Here is a 20463-nt window from a genome sequence, read left to right on the forward strand (position 1 = left end):
AATTTAAATATACTATATTTATATAATATTTTCAAGTTAATTATTAAATTTTTTTTTACATGTTATGATAATTTAATTTTTTTTATTTTGGCTATTGCATTTATAAAATTTTATGGGTAAAATTGTAATATATTAGATAAGGAGGAGTTTTTATGAATTTGTGGATACTTATAGGTATCATTATTATTGTTGTAGGATTTACTTTAAAATTTGATGTATTAGCTGTTGTCCTTACTGCAGGAATTATGACAGGATTGACAGCAGGGATAAAATTTGATGCAATCCTTGAAATTATAGGAAAAGCTTTCATTGATAACAGATTTATGTCTATTTTTTTAATTAACTTTCCTATTATTGTTTTATTAGAAAGGTATGGTTTAAAAGAAAGAAGTATAATTTTAATAAATCATCTTAAAAATACTACTCCCGGAAAAATCTTAGCTTCCTATGTAGTTATTCGTTCATTTGCAGTTTCTCTTTCTATAAAAATAGGAGGGCATATTAGATGTATAAGACCTCTCATTTTTCCAATGGTTGAAGCTGCTGCTAGATCTTATAAAACAAAAGAATTAACAGAAAAAGAAACCGAAGAATTAAAAGGATTAAGTGCTGCAGTTGAAAATTATGGAAGTTTCTTTGCTAGAAATATATTTATTGGTGATCCAGGGATACTTTTAATTCTTAGTACATTAAAAGAGAATGGTTTTAATATTTCTCCTCATAAATTAGTTCTTTATTCAATTCCTATAGGAATTATTACTATCCTATTTACTTTTATTCAAGTAATTCTTTATGATAAAAAACTTAAAAAAGAAAAAAATAATTTAAAAGGAGGTAGTAAATAATGGATATAAAAGCATTTTTAAACATATTATCGGAAATTATTTATTTCCTCTGCGGATTGATAAGCATAAGCACTGCTCTAAGAGGACTAAAAAATGAAAAAGGAAAAATAGGAACTTTTCTGTTCTGGTTTATTTTAGGTATTACATTTATTTTCGGAAAAGTCATACCTTATAAATTTACGGGAGGATTACTCATAATTCTCGGAATAATTACAGTTACAAAACAGCTTCAGCCGGGAACTTTTCCTGTTATCCCCTCTGAATTTAAAATAGCTCAAAGTGAAAAATTTAAAAATAAAATATTTATTCCTGCAGCGTTAATAGGAATTGCGGCTTTTCTCATACTCCAGTTTAAAATCGGGAAAGTGTCGATTCCTTCTGCGGTAGGTATAGGTGGCGGTGCAATTATTGCCTTAATTGCAGCCCTAATAATTATAAAACCGAATTTCAGGGAAACAAATGAAGATACTGCAAAAATGTTGATGCAGACAGGGGCTACCGTACTTCTTCCCCAGCTTCTTGCAGCTTTAGGAATCATTTTTAAAGAGGCTGGAATTGGAAATATAATATCACAGAGTATTTCCTCAGTAGTACCTTCAGGAAATGTTGTTATAGGCGTTATTATTTATGCAATAGGAATGGCATTATTCACTATGATTATGGGAAATGCTTTTGCAGCTTTTTCAGTAATAACAGTAGGTATCGGTATTCCTTTTGTTATTGCTCACGGAGGAAATCCCGCAGTAATAGGAGCTTTAGGAATGACTGCCGGATACTGCGGAACTCTTATGACTCCTATGGCAGCAAATTTCAATATAATTCCTGCTTCAATATTAGAAATAAAGAATAAATATGCTATTATTAAAATTCAAATTCCTGTAGCATTATCATTACTTGTTATGCATGTAATATTAATGCTTGTACTAGGATTCTAAATAATATTTTATAAGGATGTGAAAATATATGAAAATATTAGTTACAGGCTTTGATGCTTTTGGTGAAGATTCTATAAACCCAGCTATAGAATCCGTAAAAAAACTTCCTGACAATATTGCAGGAGCGGAAATTATAAAACTTGAAATTCCTACAGTATGGAAAAAATCCATAGACAAAATAGAAGAAGCTATTATTGAACATAATCCTGACGTCATTCTTTCCATCGGACAGGCAGGAGGTCGATTTGATATTACAGTGGAATGTGTAAGTATAAATATTGATGACTTTAAAGGACCAGATAATGAAGGAAACCATATTATAGAACGCCCTATTTATCTTAATGGTAATAATGCATATTTTTCTAATTTACCAGTTAAATCTATTGTTAAAAATATACAAAAAGTAAATATTCCTGCTTCAATTTCATATAGTCCAGGTACATTTATATGTAATCATGTTTTTTATGGAGTATGTTATTTAATTGATAAAAAATATAAAGAAAAAAAATCAGGATTTATACATATCCCTTTTTTACCTGAGCAAGTTGTAAATAAAAAAAAGACTCCTTCAATGTCTTTGGACTGTATTGTTACAGGACTTACAGCAGCCATTGAAGCTATTGTTTTAAATGATAAAGATATTAAAAAATCAGGAGGAACTGTGTGTTAATCACACAGTTTCTTAATGTAAAAGGTGACGGAAAATGATAAAATTATTTGTATATGGCTCTTTAAGAAAAGGCTGCTTTAATCATTCTTATATTAAAGAAAAAGCTGAATTTAAAAGAATATTTTATGTAAAAGGAACACTCTTTACAATTAAAAACAAGAAATATCCTGCTCTTATTTTAAATAATTGTAAAAAAAACTCTTCTGATATATTTACAGTAGGAGAATTATATGAATTTTGTGAAAATGCGGATAATCCTGAAAAAATTTTTGAAAATATGGATAAAATGGAGGAATATTATGGCGAAAACAATATAAATAATGAGTATAACCGCCTTTGCCTTGACATATATGACAGTAATTATAAAAAAGCAGACAGTGCCTACGTATATGTTTATAATCTTGAAAATCCTTTATTGAAAGACAGCCTGGAAAATAAAATTGAAAATAATGATTATCTTAATGTATATAAAAAATAAGGAGAAAATAGAGTGACTGAAAAGGAAAAAATGATAAGTGGAAAACTGTACAAAAGTTTTGGAGAAGAGCTGGCAAAAGAACGACTGCATGCTAAAGAACTCTGTTTTGACTTTAATAATATAAGACCGTCAAATACTGAGGAAAAAAACCGGATAATAAAAAATCTGTTCGGAAAAATAGGAAAAAATTTCTGGATAGAAGCTTCTTTCATATGTGATTACGGCTATAATATAAAAGCAGGGGATAATCTTTATATAAATTACAACTGTGTAATTCTTGACTGTGCACAAGTTACTTTGGGAAATAATGTAATGATTGCACCTAATGTGGGAATATACACAGCAGGACATCCTCTTGATTCAAAAACAAGACATGAAGATTTACTCGAATTTGCTTATCCCGTTACTATTGGAAATAACGTCTGGATAGGAGCAAATGTTATTATTCTGCCGGGAGTTTCCATTGGAGATAATTCAGTTATCGGAGCCGGGAGTGTAGTTACCAAAAATATTCCTGAAAATGTAATTGCTGTAGGAAATCCATGTAAAGTCATAAGAAAAATAAAATCCTAATCTATTAAAAAAATTTCTTATACTTTTACATAATACTTTCTACTTTCATGTTACAATATTTTATTGTTTTAAAATTCCCGACATTCAAAATTTTTTCAAAAAAATATGATATTATGTTGATTAGGAAAACTACTGTCCGGGCATTGCAAGTTTACTGTTTTCAAAATATGATGAGTATTTTTGAGGTCTTAAAAATTTTGTAGTCGGTAGTGGAAGTATAAGAACGGAGATGAGTCCTCATGAAATAATTTTTGAATAATTTTATAAAAAAATTTAATATCTATTTGACAAATCCAACCGATTGTTATATAATCAAAAATATTTTGCAAATCATTTGCATTTTTATAGTTTTAATTATTCTAAAAATTTTGTCTTTTTAAAGAGGTAATATGATGAAATTAACTAAAAAACGTCAAGAAATCCTTGATATTATAAAATCGTCAGAAACTCCCATAAATGTAAAATTTTTAAAGTCAAAAGTAACTTTTGATCTTTCTACAATATATCGCTCTCTTGATTTTCTGGAAAAAAATAAATTTGTTTTTTCTTTTGATTTGGAAAATGAAAGATATTATTTTAAAGAGGAAAATGCAAACTTTTTTGTATGTAATTCGTGTAAGCATATTGAAAATATAACTGAATTTTCAAATTCGGAAACAGAAAATGAAAAAGACATATTGAAAAAGAAAGGGTTTTCTCCTCTTTCCCATTTGTCTATTTTCAAAGGAAAATGTAATGACTGTAATTAAATGGAGCTGTTATATTTCCAATATTCATTAAAAAAATTTAAAATTATATAACGGGAGGAAACAAATGAAAAAAATTTTAACATTAATTTTAGTAGGAATTTTTATTTTTTCGTGTGGAAAAAAGGAAAGCTCGGGAAAAAAAGAAGACACTATAAAAACTGAAACTACTATAAAAAAAGAAAAAATAGCGGCAAGTATACCTCCGCTTAAATGGATTGTTCAGAAAATTGCGGGAAATGATTTTGAAGTTATTTCCATTGTTCAACCGAATATGAATCACGAACTTTTTGACCCCAAACCTGATGATTTGAAAGTTCTTGAAGATTCAAAAATATTCTTCACTTACAATATGTTGGCTTTTGAGGAAACAGTTGGAAAAAGTCTGAATAATCCCGATAAAGTTACTAATGTTCTTAACGGAGTAGATACTGCATTATTTTTAAAAGGACATCATCACGATGATGACGACCATGACCATGATCATAAAAATGAAAAACATGGACATAAAGATGAAAAAAATAAAAAAGATGACCACAACCACGATGAAGATTCTCTTGATCCTCATGTATGGTTTTCACTGGAAATGATGCCCCAAGTTGCTAAAAATATAAAAGATAAATTAACGGAAATATATCCTGATAAAAAAGATGTTTTTGAAAAAAATTTCAATGATTTTTCTGTTGAATTGAATAAGTTTAAAGATGAGATTTCAAAAAAGATGGCTTCAAAAACTAAAAAATCATTTATGATTTACCATCCTGCACTTGACTATTTCCTGAAAAACTATGATATTGAAGAAATTGAAATTGAAAGTGAAGGAAAGGAACCTTCTGCACAGCAGATTAAAGAAATTATAAATGAAGCTAAGGAACACGGTGTAACTACCATCTTGGTTCAACCTCAGTTTCCTAAACAGAGTGCGGAAGCTATATCCAAAGAAATTCCTGGTTCAAAAGTAATGGAATTCAATGTGGATTTGGAAAATGTATTTGAAAATCTTAACCGTTTTGTTGATTATCTTGACTAATTAAGCATATTAAAGAAAGGATCAGTATGAAAAGTTCCGAAAAAAAGCTAATCAGTGTAAGAAATTTAAGTTTTAAATATCATAATGATCTTATTCTGAATGACATAAATTTTGATATATTTAAAGGACAAAATGTAGCAATATTAGGAAGAAATGGCGGAGGAAAATCTACTTTAGTAAAAGTTATCTTGAATTTTCTTAAAAAGAAAACAGGAAAAATCAAGTTTTTTATCGATAAAAGTAGAATCGGCTATCTTCCTCAAATTAGAGAATTTGATGTGACATTTCCAATTAATATTTTTGATTTGGTTATATCGGGGCTTACAAATAGAAAAAATCTTTTCAGACCCTTTAATAAAGAAGAAAAAGAAAAAACGGAAAAACTTCTGAAAGAATTTGGAATTTTTCATCTGAAACATAAATTAATAAGTGAAGTTTCAGGAGGTCAGCTTCAAAGAGCTCTTATTGCAAGGGCTCTTGTCTCATCTCCTGAAATCATATTTTTAGACGAGCCTGAATCTTTCCTTGATAAAGAATTTGAATTTAGGTTATTTGAAAAAATAAAACAGCTTTCAGATTCCACACTTGTCATAATTTCTCATGAACTGGAAAAAATATATAACTATGTGGATTCTATATTTATTGTGGAAGAAAATATAAAAATATATAAAGATAAAACCGATTATTATAAAAGTGAAAATACAAACTTACATAAACATTGATTTTTATATAAAATTATATATTAATTAAAGATTGGGGAAAAATGAACTTCATAGATTTTTTTGAATACTCTTTTATGAGAAATGCTCTCATTGTAGGATTTCTTTCAAGTGTATGTTGCGGAATAATAGGAACATATATTGTAAATAAAAAAATGGTTTTTATTTCTTCAAGTATAAGCCATGCTTCATATGGAGGAATAGGGATAGGAATTTTCCTTATTCATTTTTTTAAACTTCCTGTAAAAGATCCGTTAATTTTTGGATTATTTTTTTCTATATTGTCGGGGATACTTATACTTCTTTTAAAGGATTTTTTCAATGTAAACAGTGATTTAGGAATAGGAATGGTAATGTCACTGGGAATGGCGGTAGGAATTATATTTTCCTTTATTACTCCCGGTTATCAGGCAGATATGTCTACCTATTTATTCGGAAATATACTGCTTTCAAACAATACAAATATAATTTCTCTTTTAATACTGGACATTATTACAGTAATATTTTTTATTGTGTACTATAAAGGAATTGTATATACTAGTTTTGACGAGAAACTATATGGAATATACGGAGTACCTGTTTCTTTCATAAATTATTTTATGATTACTCTTATATCTTCAGCAATAATAATAAATATAAAGACAATAGGAATTATTCTTATTATTTCCATATTGACGATTCCCCAAGCCGCTGCATCCATTGTAGCAAAAAAATATTCAGTTATTATATTACTGTCAGTACTTTTTTCCTTTTTAGGAATTCTTTCGGGATTATATTTTTCATATGTGCTTAATATTCCGTCAGGTCCTTCCATAATAGTATCATTAATTATTTTGATTGTCATAATAAAATTTTTTTCTTTTTTTCGAAAAAATGATTGACAATTTTTTTAATATTTTATATAATTAATTTGTAATGATTATAATTATAAAATAATTTTAAAATAAGGAGAGGATAACAATGAGTAAAACTGTAGAAAAATTAAATCTATACTTAGTAAATTTAAATGTACTTTATAGAAAAGTACAGAATTATCACTGGAATGTCATAGGTAAAGGATTCTTCACTATACATGCAAAATTGGAAGATTTCTATGACGGAATCAGCGAGCAGATAGATGAAGTAGCTGAAAGAATACTTTCTGTGGGAGGAAGACCATACGGTACTTTAAAAGATTATTTAGAACTTACTACTCTTAAAGAAGCTGAAAATAAAGAAATTTCAGTTGAAAATGTTGTTAATTCAGTAAAATCGGATTTTGAAGCTATGCTTAACCTTTTAAAAGAAACTAAAGAAGTTGCTGATAGTGAAAATGATTATGGAACTTCAGCAATGCTTGATGAATATATTTCAGAATATGAAAAAAATCTATGGATGTTAAATGCTTACTTAAAATAATAGTTTTTCAATTTTTTACCTGACCTAACAAAAAAACTATTCTTAAAATTTTAAGAATAGTTTTTTTATTTCTCTAAATGTTCATTTTCATATTTTTTTGTTGAAATGATTTAAATGTCGCAATTTTATTTTTAATTTAACGGCCTTATACTTTATTTATTTTAAACTTCCCGACATTCAAAATTTTTCCGAAAAAATATAATATTATACCGGTGAAAAAACAATTATCTGAGGACAATAAATTTTCTATTTTTCAAGTATAATAAATAATTTTGAGGATTAAAAAATTTTGCTGTTGGTAGTGAATGTGTGAAGTCAGTAATGAATTCTCATGAAGAAAAATCTTATAATTTCCTCTGTTCTGTAAACTCTTTTGTTTTTCCATATAATATATATTTTACATTTTTCAAATCACTTATATTTTTAGAGTTTAATGCACACATTATAATCTTACATTCATGTTTCCAACTATCTAAAGTTTTAATGACTTCTTCAATGGAATTTTCTTCAATAAGTTTCAGTATTGCCTTTGAAATTCCGACTCCTTTAGCTCCCAATACTAATGATTTTATTATATCCAACGGATTTCTGATACCTCCGCTTGCTATTATTTCTACTTTATCCATGTATTCTTTTACACTTAAAAGTGAAACAACTGTCGTTTGTCCCCAGTCATCTAAATAAGAAAATTTGTTATTCCTCCTTGCATTTTCAATATAGGCAAAGCTTGTTCCGCCTCTTCCGCTTATATCAAAAGTTTTTATCCCCAGTTCTATTCCTTTCCTTACAGTTTCCTTACTCATTCCAAATCCCACTTCTTTAAGAATAAGAGGAATTTTTATATTTTCTGTAAATCCTTTTATATTTTCCTGCCATTTGCTGAAATTTCTGCTTCCTTCAGCCATTATAAGCTCCTGCATAAAGTTTACATGTATTTGAAGAAATAATGGGTTCAAATCTTCTATTGCTTTAATTCCGTCTTTATAATCTTTATCCGCTCCGATATTTGTTCCTAAAAGTAAATCTTTATTTTCTTCCCTCACTATCCTGAAAGAATTATCATCAGGATTTTTTAGTGCTGCACTGTAAGAGCCCGTTATAAAAAGTAATCCGCACTCTTGTGCAACTTTTGCTAATTTTCTGTTTATTTCTTTTCCTCTTTGACTTCCCCCTGTCATGGCATTTATAAAAAAAGGGCATTCAAATTTATGTCCCGCAAAACATACGGAAGTGTCGATATCTTCCATATTATATTCAGGTATTGAATGATGTATCAGTTCTATATCGTCAAAGCTGTTATATGCACTCTCATATTTTAAGGCATGATTTATATGATCATCTTTTCTGTTCATTTTTCCATATATGTCATTATCAGGCATATTTCCTCCTATTTTACAGTTCTGATGAATAAAGTAAATCTATATTTTCCTTTTTCCATCTTTCAATCAAAATTTCCGTATCATTTTTATTAAAGGATACAGCTATCCCGCAGTCTCCTCCCCCGGCTCCACTGCTTTTTGAAAATATATCAAGACCGTCAGAAGCTTTTACAAGTTTTTCAAGTTCATTGCTATATATCGACTTATCCAAATTTTTCAGTAACTTTCCCCCTTTATCTAAAGCGTTCCCAATCATTTTACAATTTCCTGTTTTTATTCCTTTTACAAGCTCACGTACATTTCTATCGGAATTTTCCAGAAATTTTTCATTAATAGATTTTTTCACATGATTTATCATATCTTTAGAAATTGAAGGCTTTTTTGTCCAACCTACTAAAAATTCATATTTCTCCTTACATTTTAATTTTTCAATACTATATCCCCAATCCATATCCATTATTTTTCCAAGGGATTTTTTCTCTATTTCCGTACTTACTTTTCCTCTGTCAAACGAAGTATAGACAATGAGACTTTCGTAAGTTATACATGCCAAATCTCCCATTGAACCATTATCCCCTCTTTTTAAAAGTATATAAGAAGATAATTTAAAAACTTCCTCTTTTGAAATTTTCAATTTATATAATTTTATCATTGCCTTTATTACTAATATTACCACACTTCCACTTGATCCTATACCGTATTTTTTGCCGTTATTTTCCATTTTCCCCATTATATTCAACTCAAAGGGGAAAGTTTTTATTGCTTTTATGTAAAGGTATTCATTTACAATATTTACAGTTTCCTGTATAAGGGAGTAATCTTCATTTTTTTCTAAAGACACTGAATAACCGTACATATCAGAATATATCTTATAATTATTTGAAAATTTTATTTTTGCTTCCATGTAAATATTTACATTTTTTACAACTGCACTATGACCTGAAATTAATACTGCATATTCTCCTGCTATGTAAAGTTTTCCACAAGTTTTTACTTTGACTAATTTTCCATTATCTTCCCTATTCCCTATCGTCATCAGAAATCACCTTCGTTTTTGATGCTATTATATTATATTTCTTTTTCAATATATTTTTCAGTTTTTCAAAACTTTCTTCAAGACACAGAACTTTCACATTAGGTCCTGCATCCATTGTAAAATAGCATTTTTCTCCTTTTTCCCTCAGCTCTCTGACATAATCCATTGCTTCCCTGCTTTTATCTGTCAGATACGAAAAAGGAGGAGTTGTATATAATGTTGTTTCATGCATTGCCAAAGCATTTTTTTCAGTCAGCTCTCCTACTTTTTTAAAATCATTTTCAGTTAACGCTTTTTTCATATCTTCATAATCTTTTTCAGAATCTTTTACCCATTTTTCAAATACTGTGGAAGTTTCACTACAAAGTTTCATCCCTTCCCTACTTGATATTATTTTCTTTTCTTCATTCAGTACAAGCATAATCATTGCGAGCTTTAAATCTGTTTTTATTTCATATATTTCTCCTGTATCTTTATCCCATGCACCTATAGGACCGAAAAAACTCCTTGCAGAAGAACCTGATCCGAATTTTGAAATTCCTGCCATTTCATTTCTTGAAAGATTTTTGTCAAACAGCTTATTACATGCTTTTATTACCGCCGAAAGCCCACTTGAGCTTGAAGACAATCCTGCTGCTGTCGGCATGCTGTTTTCAGTTTTTATTAATACTCTCCGATTTTTATCTTCTCTGAACATATTTATTATGTTACTTATTTTTTCAGTCTGCTTTTCATCCTGAAGCTCTCCATTCAGATAAAATAAATCCTTGTCAATGAATTTATCTCCATTATTATCAATGAAACTTATTTCCGTATCGGTATACATATTTTCCAATGTAAGAGATATGCTGCTTGTAGCAGGTATCATATTTTTTTCATTTTTTTTCCCCCAATATTTTATAATTGCTATATTGGCATAGGATCTTACAGTTTTTCTGTCCATATATTTACTGCTCCTTTTTCTTTTAAAGCCTGTTTTATTATATCTGCCTTCTTTTCATCATCAGTCAGAGCTATGATACAGCCTCCCTGCCCTCCACCTGATATTTTTGCTCCCAATGCTCCCGCTTTCATCGCCTCATCTATGAGTAAATCTGTCTTCATTGTACTTAAACCAAGTTTTGAAAGCTCTTTATTTGCTTTAAGCATATTTCTTCCTATATTGATTAAATCTTTTTCTTCTATATATTTTTCTGTTTCTTCTGTAAGTTTTCCAAGTTCTGAAAGCATAGGCTCCGCTTTTTCTCCCATTTCTCTTATCATAGTTACAGTTTCTCTGGTTTTCCCCTGAATTCCTGAATCCGCTATTATAAGATATGCTCCCAAATTCAAATTAATATTGAAAAATCCCGCTTGTCTGATAAATTTTACAGCTTTATCACTTAGACATGTTTTTGCGTCAAGACCGCTCGGAGTAGTGTGAGCCACAATTTCAGCTTTATTTACAAGTTCTTCAAGAATATTTTTTTCGGGCTTTTTTCCGAAGTAGTTAAATACGGCTTTGATTCCTGCTATACTTACAGCTGCTGAAGAACCCATGCCTCTTTTTTCAGGAATTTCAGATTCTACTTCATATTTTATTTTTTCATTCTCTTTTCCCAGATATTTTAATGCTTCATAAACAGCTGTTGACAAAGTATCTTCAGGATTATATGAAAACAGTCTATCTGAAAGTGTTACTTTACACTTTACAGTTACGTTTTTTAAAGGAATGGCAATGGCAGGATAGCCATAAACTACTGAATGTTCTCCTATCAGTATTATTTTTGAATGTGCTTTCCCGACACCTATTTTTTCAGCAATATTCTCATTTTTTCCTATGCCGATTAACATACTAAATTCCTCCTATTATCTGTACAATGAATGAAGAAGCATACAACGTCATAAACTGAACTCCGTAATTTACTCCAAGTTTATTCATAAATCCGCTGTAAAGACCTATTAAAAATACCCCAAATATATTTATAATACCTGCTTCCATATAGGAAAGCAACAATATAAAAGAAACAAATACTGCAAGTACGGCTTCATGAGGTATTCTTGTCATAACGAAATAAGTTATTTTAAAAGCATATCTTGTAATAAGAAAATAGCTCAATCCTGCCGCTATCAACGCAGAAATTAATACAGTAATTATAAAAGTTTCTTTTGGAAGTAAATTATGAATATTATTTCCTATTTTAAACCTATCTCCCGCTTCAAACAATGCAGCTCCCGGACCTATAGCTGCAGGAGATAAAGGTATCCCCAATCCGAAAAGAGATATTATTATTCCTGATAAATAAGTAGCCTGAGCTATTGCACCCATTCCTACAAGCTTTTCAGTGTGGGAGATTGTTTCATCTTTTCCTTTCCCTATAAGTTCTTTGGATAAAATAAGCAATCCTACAGGACTTAATACAAAAAGAAAATTTACAATTACTGAAGATAAAACGGAAATCTTCATTTCTTCCTTGGTTAATTTCACCTTTTTACTGTCTTCAGATTCAGGAAGAATAACATTATCATATTCCTTTACTTCCATTTCTTTTAAAGATTCTTTATTTAAAAGCGAAATCATGGATACAAACAAAGGTCCTATTGTTATTCCGATAAAAAAAGATGTCGTAATATTTTTTGTTGGAGGAACTACTTCAATAGCATAATAAAGATGTCTTAACGCCATTACGAGAATAGCTCCCGGAATAATGGAAATAAGACATAATGCCTTATTTTTACTTATAAGTGATAAAAATACCGCTCCTGCCACAAAAAAATATTTTGAATATGCTTTTATAGATTCTCCAAAAGGAACTAATGCATTCGCCAGAAGAAGTGATATTATTATTGAAATAAATGTCGCTATTACCGCAGATAGTGCCATTTTTTTTATTACCGTGGCACTTAATCCTTTTTTCTTGAGTATAAATCCACTTTCTATCATAGGTGTAGACATTACACCCCCAGGTAGTCCTACCAAAATTGCAGGCATAAGATTTATAAGATTTAGCGTGATTATTGCTGAAATAAAGAAACTCAATATTATCACTTCAGATGCCCCTGCCAATACAAGCATAAGTGTTATAGGAAGTAGGACACTTGTTTCATCAGTTCCCGGAACGAAACCGATTACAGTATATATAAACACTGCTGCCAATGCAGCTATGACTATTTCAAATATCATTTATGCCCTCCGTTTTTAATTTTCTTTTTGGTCTGAATAAAAGGCTTGTTATTATAAATCCCGCTGTTGTTCCTGCCAGTCCGAATAAAAGCTGTATAGCTTTCGGATCTACATTTATCTGAATACCGAAAGAAAGGAAATATCCTGCAAATGTAGTTATAGCTACAATAATTATAGATATTACCAGTTCACTTATTGAAACTATATCTCCCCATATTTTTATAAGTCTCTCATTTTTCATATTTTATCTCCTTAAATTAAAAACTTCTCCTTCTATACTTCATCTTTATATGTGCAGGTTTTTATTGATTTCCGTTTTTATTTTATTTTTATAATTTTCTTTTTTCCTGCTCTTATTACCATCCCTTTTTCAGGAGTAATAGACACTTTTACATCTTTCACCGCTTCATCGTTCACCTTAAAACCACCTTGTTCTATGAGTCTTCTCGCTTCACTTGTTGAAGATAGAAGACCTGTTTTTTTCACTAATAAATCTATTATTCCTATTTCTTCATAAGGAAGTTCTATTTCAGGTAAATCTACATCGAGGTTCTTCCTGCTGAATACATTTTCAAACCATTCCCTCGCTTTTTTAGCTTCCTCTTCGTTATGGTATATTTTTACAACTTCTTCTCCTAATCTTTTTTTAACTTCCATAGGATGAAGAGACCCTTTTTCGATATCCTCTTTCATCTTTTTTATTATTTCCTGAGGAATTTCGGTAATTACTTCATAATATCTGTACATTAATTCATCAGATACCGACATTATTTTTCCAAACATATCATTTGGACTGTCTTTAACTCCAATATAATTATTTAGAGATTTACTCATTTTTTCAACTCCGTCAAGTCCTTCAAGAATAGGCATTATCATACACACTTGCTGTTCCTGACCGAAATTTTTCTGTAAATCTCTTCCCCTTAGTAAATTAAATTTCTGCTCTGTAGCTCCAAGCTCGACATCCGCTTTAAGTTCCACAGAATCATAGCCCTGAAGTATTGGATACATAAATTCTATAAGTGATACCGGCTTATTTTCTGAAAGTCTTTTTGAAAAATCTTCCCTTGAAATCATCTGAGATACTGTAAACTGTGAAAGTAACTTTAAAACATCTTCTAGCGTAAGTTTTTCAAGCCAATCGGCATTGTACACTACTTTTATTTTATCCAGGTCAAGTATTAATGACACTTGTTCCAGATATGTTTTTATATTTTCATTCACCTGTTCGGCAGTGAGCATTTTTCTTGTTTCGGATTTTCCCGTAGGATCTCCTATTCTTCCTGTAAATGTTCCGATGAGAAATAAAACCTGATGTCCCAAGTCCTGAAACTGCTTCAACTTTCTCAAAGGTACTGCATGGCCTAAATGCAAATCCGTTCCCGATGGATCTATTCCCAGTTTTATTCTTAAAGGAGTATTTGTAGAAATCGACTTTTCAAGCTTTTTTTTAAGCTCATGTTCGTTTATTATTTCTTCACAGCCTCTTTTTAATATATCAAACTGTCTTTCAACTTCTTTTTTTATTTCTTCTTCATTATTAATACTCATTTTTTCCTCCTACTTTTATCTTGCGATATTTTTCTTATTAAAATTTAATTTTTATATAATTATATATTTTTTACATAGGCACTACATACTTCATAAATACATAAACTATAGGCAATACAAATAATGCACTGTCAAATCTGTCAAGAAATCCTCCATGTCCTAATAACAGACTTCCTGAATCTTTTATTTCAAGTTCTCTTTTTATTTTTGATTCCACGAGGTCCCCCAACTCTGCAAATACACCTATAGCAAGGGCAAGAAGAAAAGCTTTCCAACCTGATATTGCAATATAATCATAACTTAAACTGCAAGTTTTTGAAATCATTGAAATACTGCAAAGAATTTTTGCTATAAATAAATATATTTTATCAAAAAATGAAATCACAATAAACACTCCCAAAATCCCTGCAATTGCTCCTTCAATAGATTTATTCGGACTTATTTTCGGAGCAAGTCTCTGTTTAAATATTTTTCTTCCTATTAAAATCCCTACAAGATATGCAGAAATATCACATGCCCAAATTAATATAAATGTCATTGCAACTATTACATTTCCATTAGGAAACTCATATTTTATAAGTAATATATATGAAAAAAAGTAAGCAATATATATTATTCCGAATAATGTATACGATATTTCCGCCATTGCACCTTTAATCTTAACTTTCAAAATTTGTCTGAAAGCTATAAGCATTAATGCAAAAACTATATATCCTCCCATATCAAAATTTATTTGCTCCAAAAACCTCATTTTAAAAAATGAAAATATATTTTTTGAATTTTCCTGAAAATATATTGCCAGAGGAAGAAATAACCCCAATCCCATTCCTATTCTACTTGCAACTTCAAATCCCTTATCTTTCAACATTTTATAAAATTCCTGAAGGGAAACACCTATTATTACCATAGTGAATATTAAGAACATAATATCACCTTTCAAAAAAATCCAAAGAAGAAATGGTACAAATAATATAATTACAAATATTCTACTTAGCATTCAAACCTCCATACCTCCTGTCTCTCCTACTAAAAGACATAATAGCCTTATCGTATTCTTCAGGTGTAAAATCAGGCCAGTAAACATCAGTTACATAAAATTCCGAATATGCAATTTCCCAAAGAAGAAAATTACTTATTCTGAATTCACCACTTGTCCTTATTATAAGTTCGGGATCCGGAATATCAGGTCTATACAAATATTCTCTGAACTCAGTTTCAGTTATATTTTTTTTACCTGTTTCCAGTATTTTATTTACAGCATCTGTTATTTCTTTTCTTCCTCCATAGTTGAATGCTATGTTGAAAACCATATTTTCACAGTTTTCCAAATATTTCTGAGTTTCTTTTATTTTTTTTATTAATTTTTCAGAAATATTTTCTTCAGATCCTGTTATAAGAAGCTTTATCCCCTGTTTTTTCAAATTTTTCTTTTTACCGTCAAGATATTTCGAGAACAGTTCCATCAGACCGTTTATTTCTTTTTCGGGTCTTTTCCAGTTTTCAGTGGAAAAAGCATATACAGTCAGGTATTTAATTCCTATTTTCATTGAGTGCTCTATTATTTTTTCCAGATTAGCAGCCCCTTGTCTATGCCCTTCAAGTCTTATTTTCCCCTTTTCTTTTGCCCATCTTCCGTTACCGTCCATTATTATCGCCACATGTTTCGGTATTGTCAATTCCATATATATCCTTTCAAAAGAACTGTTTTTTTATAAATTACTTATATTTTACCATATTTTTCAAAAATTTTAAAAATCTTTTTTAAATTAAATTTGATGTTTTGAATTTATATGATATAATTAATTCAAATAGCTAATTTTATTGTGGGAGAATGAATATAAATGAAAATAGGGATTGTAGTAGGAAAATTTCTACCCCTTCATATAGGGCATGTGAATTTAATTCAAAGAGCAAGCGGTTTAGTTGATAAAGTTTATGTCGTAGTTTCCTTTTCTGATACAGGAGATACGGAAATGGTTTCAAATTCACGTTTTATAAAAGAAATTACACCAAAAGACAGACTCAGGTTTGTAAAACAGACTTTTAAAAATCAGAAAAATGTTTCGTCCTTTTTATTTGATGAAAGCGGTTGCCCTCCATTCCCTGAAGGATGGGAAAAATGGTCGGAAATCCTGAAAAAAGAAATAGAAGAAAGGGAACCCGGTCTAAGCTGGGAAAATGACGTTTTATTTATAAGTAATAGAAAAGACGATGAAAAATATAATTTAAAATTCTTTAATGCAAAAACCAAATCTATTGACCCTGAATATTCGGAATACCCTGTAAATTCGTGGGAAATTAGGGAAAATCCAAGTAAATACTGGGAATTTCTTCCCCGTGAAGTAAGAGAACATCTAATTCCGATTATTACAATCTGTGGAGGAGAAAGCAGTGGAAAAAGCGTAATGATAGATAAACTCGCAAATGTTTTTAATACTTCTTCAGCTTGGGAATACGGGCGTGAATATGTTTATGAAAAACTAGGAGGCGATGAAGATGCTCTCCAGTATTCAGATTATGAAAAAATTGTATTCGGTCATCAGTCAAATGTCCTGTATGCAGCAAGAAATGCCAATAAATTTGCCTTAATAGATACAGATTACATAACTACATTAGCGTTCTGCCTAACTTATGAAAAGAAAGACAATCCTATTATAAGAGAATTTGTTCGTAATTATAAATTTGACTTGACGATACTTCTCGAAAATAATGTGAAATGGGTAAATGACGGTTTACGTTCCATTGGAGAAGACAGCAGGCGGAAAAAATTTCAGAATTTGCTGAAAGAATTATATAAAGAATATAATATTCCTTACATTACTGTAAAGTCGGACAATTACGAAAAAAGATATCTTGCCTGTCAGGAAATTATAAAAGCTTATCTGGATGGAAAGGATAATTTACAAGAAATTGCAGATTCATTCATATAGTAAAAATTAAGAGGGCTATTAATGCCCTCGCATTTTTTCTACATTTTTTGAAAAATATTTTATAAACTTCATATTTTAACTAATTCAATCTTTTTTACTTTTAAAACCTTCTAATAAACAAACTATAGAATTATGTATTTCTTTTTTATCAATTTCTTCTTTTTGAGAAAAATACAATGTTAATTCATTTAATGCTCCTGATATCATACGACATATTACAGAAATTTCCAAATCAACTAATTTTTTTTGATTTTGCAAAACTGTAAAATGTTCCTCCAAATGTGAAACTGAGTTTTCATTATCAATTTTTCTCCATTTATCCCATCCGATAATATTTGGTGCATCTATTAACAATATTCTTTTATTTTTTTCTAAAATTGCTGCATCTATAAAACCTGTACAATCTCCTATTAATTGTCCCCAAACATCACTAAAATTAAGGACTTTTTTCCACATTTTCAGCAACTTCCTGTTGAACCTTTTTTAAAACTGATAAAAAAAGCGTTTTTTTATTTTTAAAATGATGATATAATGCTCCTCTTGTCATTTGGACTTCTTCTGCAATTGCCTCTAAAGAAGTTTTTGAGTATCCATTTTGTGTAAAGTGTCTACGTGATATAGCAATTAATTTTTCTATTGTTTCCATCGAAGCTAATTCTTTTTTATTTTTTTTCATTTTATACCTCTCTGTATAGTTTTAAAAACTCTTCAGTAGGATGTATAATCTGTATAATATCAATTAAAATTCCATCTGCATTTTCAATAATAAAATGTCTTTGTCTAAAATCTTCATCTTTTAATTTCAATAAGATAAAAATTTCTTTTTGAGATTCAATATATGAGAATACTTCATTCACATTTTCTACTTCAATATCAAGAATAACTCCTTCACATTTTTTTCTATATTTCTCCGGTATTGTTTCATGCTGACTGTCAATAAAGGCTATTTCAAATTTTTTTTCATTTTTTAAACTAATATACCAATCACTTACAAAAGTTTCTTTAAATTTAAATACTTTCTTAAAAAATTCAGCTTCCTTCTTTATATTTTTACTCATAATTACAGGGTAAAAACTGTTTATCATCTAAATCACTCTTATATAAATATAATTTTATTATATTTATATTTTAACATACATACGGAATGTATGTTAATTATTCAATAAAAAAATAAATTTAAAAATTAATTCATCTCTTGTTTTATAAGTAAAACAAATGATGAATCTCCCTCTTATATTTATTTTTAAAGTTTTACTGTCATTTTATTTTATATATTAAAATTTTATTTTCTTCTCCCGATATTTCAAATTTTCCCGGAAAATATGAAATTATTCTCATAAGAAATTTTATGTCTGAAAGAAATAAGCTTGCTGTTTTTTAAATGAAGTAAATATTTTTGAAGTTTTAAAAAATTTTACAATCATCAATAACTATGTAAAGGCACAAATAATTCTTACGACAAAAACTTATCCAACTCAATCATTTCATATTCAAAAAACACTCAACTCACTAAAAACTCACAAATCCGCCCCGCTGAAACAATCACTTTTCTTTGCATTCATTCCTGTATCTTTTATTGAAATAATCTGAATACTATGACTTTTTATTTAATACTTCACTTTCCCTCCGGCAATGAAATTTTTTTAAATACAAAAATATAAATTTATTCTTATTTAAAATCATTCTTTTTCCAAAAGTTCTTCTACTAAAGGTAATTCTGTAATTCCCTCTCTCGCTAAAAAATGGCCTGCTTTTTTTAAAATATAAAGTTCGGCATTAAGTTTTTCAGCCATTTCTCTACTTAATTCTATAGGAACTATAGTGTCATTTTCCGATGCTACTACAAATCTCTTCTTTGCTTTGGAATTTATCTTTTTATAGTCCGTTTTTCCTTCTACAAATGGATGCAGTACCTCGTATTTGGGTATTTTTCTGTCAAATCCCGAAACGAGAACAAATCCTCCAAATTCAGGTAATTCCTCATATTGAGTAAGATATTTAAGTAATGTAATCGTTCCCAGACTATGAGCTACAAAATAAGTATTTTCATTCAGTTCTTTCACATTTTTATTTAATGTTTCAATCCATTCATTTACTTTAGGATTTTCAGAATCAGGCATTCTAAGAACCGAAGCATTCCATCCTTTATTTTCAAACTGTTTTTTCAACCATGGAAACCAATGTTCTTCGGGTGTTGCACTATATCCGTGAATTATATATAATTGTTTTTTCATGTTTTTTCCTCCTTGATTTTATTTTAAATTATAATATCATATTCTAAAAAATATCTTACAGAATTAAAAAATTCGATAACTAAAAAACTAACATAACTTATAAACTTTTAAGATTATCGAACTTTTTCTTCTTCATTATTGAAAAGAATCAAAAATATAAAAATTATAATTCTAATTTATTAAAAAAAGTTAATACTTTTATATAAATTTCTCCAAAAATATGATATTATTCTGATTTGAAAAATAGCTGTCTGAACATAACGAGCTTACTGTTTTTTTAGCATAATGAATATTTTTGAGAATTAAAAAGTTTTGCAGCCGATAACAGGAGTATAAGAACATCAATGAGCTCTCATAAAAAGAAAAATTTTTATATTTTATTTATTACTCGGTAATTTCTATTAAATTTCCGTCAGGGTCGACAATTACACTTTCATAATAGCCGTCTCCTGTAGTTCTTGGTCCGCTGAGACACTTATATCCGTCATTTACCAAAATTTTTGTCAGCCTGTCTACTTCGGCAGTACTTCCCGTACTGAATGCCAGATGAATGAATCCCTCATTTAAAACTTTTTCTTCTCTTCCGATAAGATTTTCCCTTGTCATTATTTCAAGCCTGACATCACTTCCGTCAAAACTTAAAAAATATGTTTGTAAAGTCGTTTCAGTATTATGATATTTTGTATTTGCTTTTGCACCGAAATATTTTTCATAAAATTTTCTTGATTTTTCAATTTCTTTTGTATACAAAGCCACATGATTTATTTTCATTTTTT

Annotated in this window: 25 protein-coding genes; 11 read left to right on the forward strand and 14 right to left on the reverse strand. The window is 29.3% G+C overall.

Annotation, left to right across the window (positions count from 1 at the left end; genetic code table 11):
* Positions 1 to 152: 152 nt before the first annotated feature.
* The 10 genes from EII29_RS07115 to EII29_RS07160 all read left to right on the forward strand — a co-directional run bounded on the left by EII29_RS07115 (position 153) and on the right by EII29_RS07160 (position 7394).
* Complete coding sequence (locus EII29_RS07115) at positions 153 to 845, forward strand: 5-oxoproline transporter, DUF969 family subunit (RefSeq protein WP_125236847.1); 693 nt, start codon at positions 153 to 155, stop codon at positions 843 to 845.
* Positions 845 to 1780, forward strand: coding sequence for a DUF979 domain-containing protein (locus tag EII29_RS07120; RefSeq protein WP_125236848.1), 936 nt, complete (start codon positions 845 to 847; stop codon positions 1778 to 1780). Before EII29_RS07115 ends, EII29_RS07120 begins: the two co-directional genes overlap by 1 nt.
* Before the next feature lie 28 nt (positions 1781 to 1808).
* Positions 1809 to 2450, forward strand: a complete 642-nt coding sequence (pcp, locus tag EII29_RS07125; RefSeq protein ID WP_125236849.1) for a pyroglutamyl-peptidase I — start codon at positions 1809 to 1811, stop codon at positions 2448 to 2450.
* Between the two features lie 34 nt (positions 2451 to 2484).
* Entirely contained in the window at positions 2485 to 2928 is a 444-nt protein-coding gene (locus tag EII29_RS07130) for a gamma-glutamylcyclotransferase (protein ID WP_125236850.1), read from the forward strand.
* Between the two features lie 12 nt (positions 2929 to 2940).
* Entirely contained in the window at positions 2941 to 3501 is a 561-nt protein-coding gene (locus EII29_RS07135; protein ID WP_199726049.1) for a sugar O-acetyltransferase, read from the forward strand.
* A 392-nt stretch (positions 3502 to 3893) separates the two neighbouring features.
* Entirely contained in the window at positions 3894 to 4250 is a 357-nt protein-coding gene (locus EII29_RS07140) for a Fur family transcriptional regulator (RefSeq protein ID WP_125236851.1), read from the forward strand.
* Positions 4251 to 4314: 64 nt separating this feature from the next.
* Positions 4315 to 5277, forward strand: a complete 963-nt coding sequence (locus tag EII29_RS07145) for a metal ABC transporter solute-binding protein, Zn/Mn family (RefSeq protein ID WP_125236852.1) — start codon at positions 4315 to 4317, stop codon at positions 5275 to 5277.
* Positions 5278 to 5303: 26 nt separating this feature from the next.
* Positions 5304 to 5999 carry a metal ABC transporter ATP-binding protein gene (locus tag EII29_RS07150; RefSeq protein WP_125236853.1) on the forward strand — a complete coding sequence of 232 codons (696 nt, stop codon included), beginning with the start codon at positions 5304 to 5306 and terminating at the stop codon, positions 5997 to 5999.
* 74 nt (positions 6000 to 6073) lie between these two features.
* Positions 6074 to 6877 (forward strand): metal ABC transporter permease, encoded by an 804-nt coding sequence (locus EII29_RS07155; RefSeq protein ID WP_233573277.1) that lies wholly within the window; start codon positions 6074 to 6076, stop codon positions 6875 to 6877.
* A 79-nt stretch (positions 6878 to 6956) separates the two neighbouring features.
* Entirely contained in the window at positions 6957 to 7394 is a 438-nt protein-coding gene (locus EII29_RS07160) for a Dps family protein (protein WP_125236855.1), read from the forward strand.
* Between the two features lie 344 nt (positions 7395 to 7738).
* On the opposite strand, the gene fni is transcribed toward EII29_RS07160, so the two are convergent.
* The 9 genes from fni to uppS all read right to left on the reverse strand — a co-directional run bounded on the left by fni (position 7739) and on the right by uppS (position 16205).
* Positions 7739 to 8773 carry a type 2 isopentenyl-diphosphate Delta-isomerase gene (gene fni / locus EII29_RS07165; RefSeq protein ID WP_233573278.1) on the reverse strand — a complete coding sequence of 345 codons (1035 nt, stop codon included), beginning with the start codon at positions 8771 to 8773 and terminating at the stop codon, positions 7739 to 7741.
* Between the two features lie 13 nt (positions 8774 to 8786).
* Positions 8787 to 9809 (reverse strand): phosphomevalonate kinase, encoded by a 1023-nt coding sequence (locus EII29_RS07170; RefSeq protein WP_125236856.1) that lies wholly within the window; start codon positions 9807 to 9809, stop codon positions 8787 to 8789.
* Positions 9793 to 10752, reverse strand: a complete 960-nt coding sequence (mvaD, locus tag EII29_RS07175) for a diphosphomevalonate decarboxylase (RefSeq protein WP_125236857.1) — start codon at positions 10750 to 10752, stop codon at positions 9793 to 9795. The genes EII29_RS07170 and mvaD overlap by 17 nt, the downstream gene beginning before the upstream one ends.
* Positions 10734 to 11642, reverse strand: coding sequence for a mevalonate kinase (gene mvk / locus EII29_RS07180; protein WP_199726050.1), 909 nt, complete (start codon positions 11640 to 11642; stop codon positions 10734 to 10736). Before mvk ends, mvaD begins: the two co-directional genes overlap by 19 nt.
* A 1-nt stretch (position 11643) precedes the next feature.
* Entirely contained in the window at positions 11644 to 12972 is a 1329-nt protein-coding gene (locus tag EII29_RS07185; protein WP_125236858.1) for a tripartite tricarboxylate transporter permease, read from the reverse strand.
* Positions 12962 to 13213, reverse strand: a complete 252-nt coding sequence (locus EII29_RS07190) for a hypothetical protein (RefSeq protein ID WP_125236859.1) — start codon at positions 13211 to 13213, stop codon at positions 12962 to 12964. The genes EII29_RS07185 and EII29_RS07190 overlap by 11 nt, the downstream gene beginning before the upstream one ends.
* A gap of 77 nt (positions 13214 to 13290) precedes the next feature.
* Positions 13291 to 14523 carry a tyrosine--tRNA ligase gene (tyrS, locus tag EII29_RS07195; RefSeq protein ID WP_125236860.1) on the reverse strand — a complete coding sequence of 411 codons (1233 nt, stop codon included), beginning with the start codon at positions 14521 to 14523 and terminating at the stop codon, positions 13291 to 13293.
* 70 nt (positions 14524 to 14593) lie between these two features.
* Positions 14594 to 15520: a phosphatidate cytidylyltransferase gene (locus EII29_RS07200; protein WP_125236861.1), complete on the reverse strand. Its 927-nt coding sequence runs from the start codon at positions 15518 to 15520 to the stop codon at positions 14594 to 14596.
* Positions 15510 to 16205, reverse strand: coding sequence for a polyprenyl diphosphate synthase (gene uppS / locus EII29_RS07205; RefSeq protein WP_125236862.1), 696 nt, complete (start codon positions 16203 to 16205; stop codon positions 15510 to 15512). The genes EII29_RS07200 and uppS overlap by 11 nt, the downstream gene beginning before the upstream one ends.
* 159 nt (positions 16206 to 16364) lie before the next feature.
* Between uppS and nadR the strand changes: the two genes are divergently transcribed.
* A complete protein-coding gene (nadR, locus tag EII29_RS07210) occupies positions 16365 to 17453 on the forward strand; it encodes a multifunctional transcriptional regulator/nicotinamide-nucleotide adenylyltransferase/ribosylnicotinamide kinase NadR (protein ID WP_125236863.1) in 1089 nt (362 codons plus the stop codon).
* Positions 17454 to 17537: 84 nt separating this feature from the next.
* On the opposite strand, the gene EII29_RS12695 is transcribed toward nadR, so the two are convergent.
* The 5 genes from EII29_RS12695 to EII29_RS07230 form a co-directional block, all read right to left on the reverse strand.
* On the reverse strand, positions 17538 to 17909 hold the full coding sequence (locus EII29_RS12695; protein ID WP_199726051.1) for a hypothetical protein: 372 nt from the start codon (positions 17907 to 17909) through the stop codon (positions 17538 to 17540).
* A complete protein-coding gene (locus tag EII29_RS12700; protein WP_199726052.1) occupies positions 17890 to 18129 on the reverse strand; it encodes a TetR/AcrR family transcriptional regulator in 240 nt (79 codons plus the stop codon). The genes EII29_RS12695 and EII29_RS12700 overlap by 20 nt, the downstream gene beginning before the upstream one ends.
* A 1-nt stretch (position 18130) precedes the next feature.
* The gene (locus EII29_RS07220) at positions 18131 to 18538 is read right to left on the reverse strand and encodes a glyoxalase (protein ID WP_125236864.1); all 408 of its coding nucleotides are present in this window, start codon (positions 18536 to 18538) and stop codon (positions 18131 to 18133) included.
* A gap of 594 nt (positions 18539 to 19132) precedes the next feature.
* Entirely contained in the window at positions 19133 to 19687 is a 555-nt protein-coding gene (locus EII29_RS07225; protein WP_125236865.1) for an alpha/beta hydrolase, read from the reverse strand.
* 384 nt (positions 19688 to 20071) lie between these two features.
* A complete protein-coding gene (locus EII29_RS07230; RefSeq protein WP_125236866.1) occupies positions 20072 to 20458 on the reverse strand; it encodes a VOC family protein in 387 nt (128 codons plus the stop codon).
* Positions 20459 to 20463: the final 5 nt, after the last annotated feature.

Source organism: Leptotrichia sp. OH3620_COT-345, assembly GCF_003932895.1.
GTDB lineage: Bacteria > Fusobacteriota > Fusobacteriia > Fusobacteriales > Leptotrichiaceae > Pseudoleptotrichia.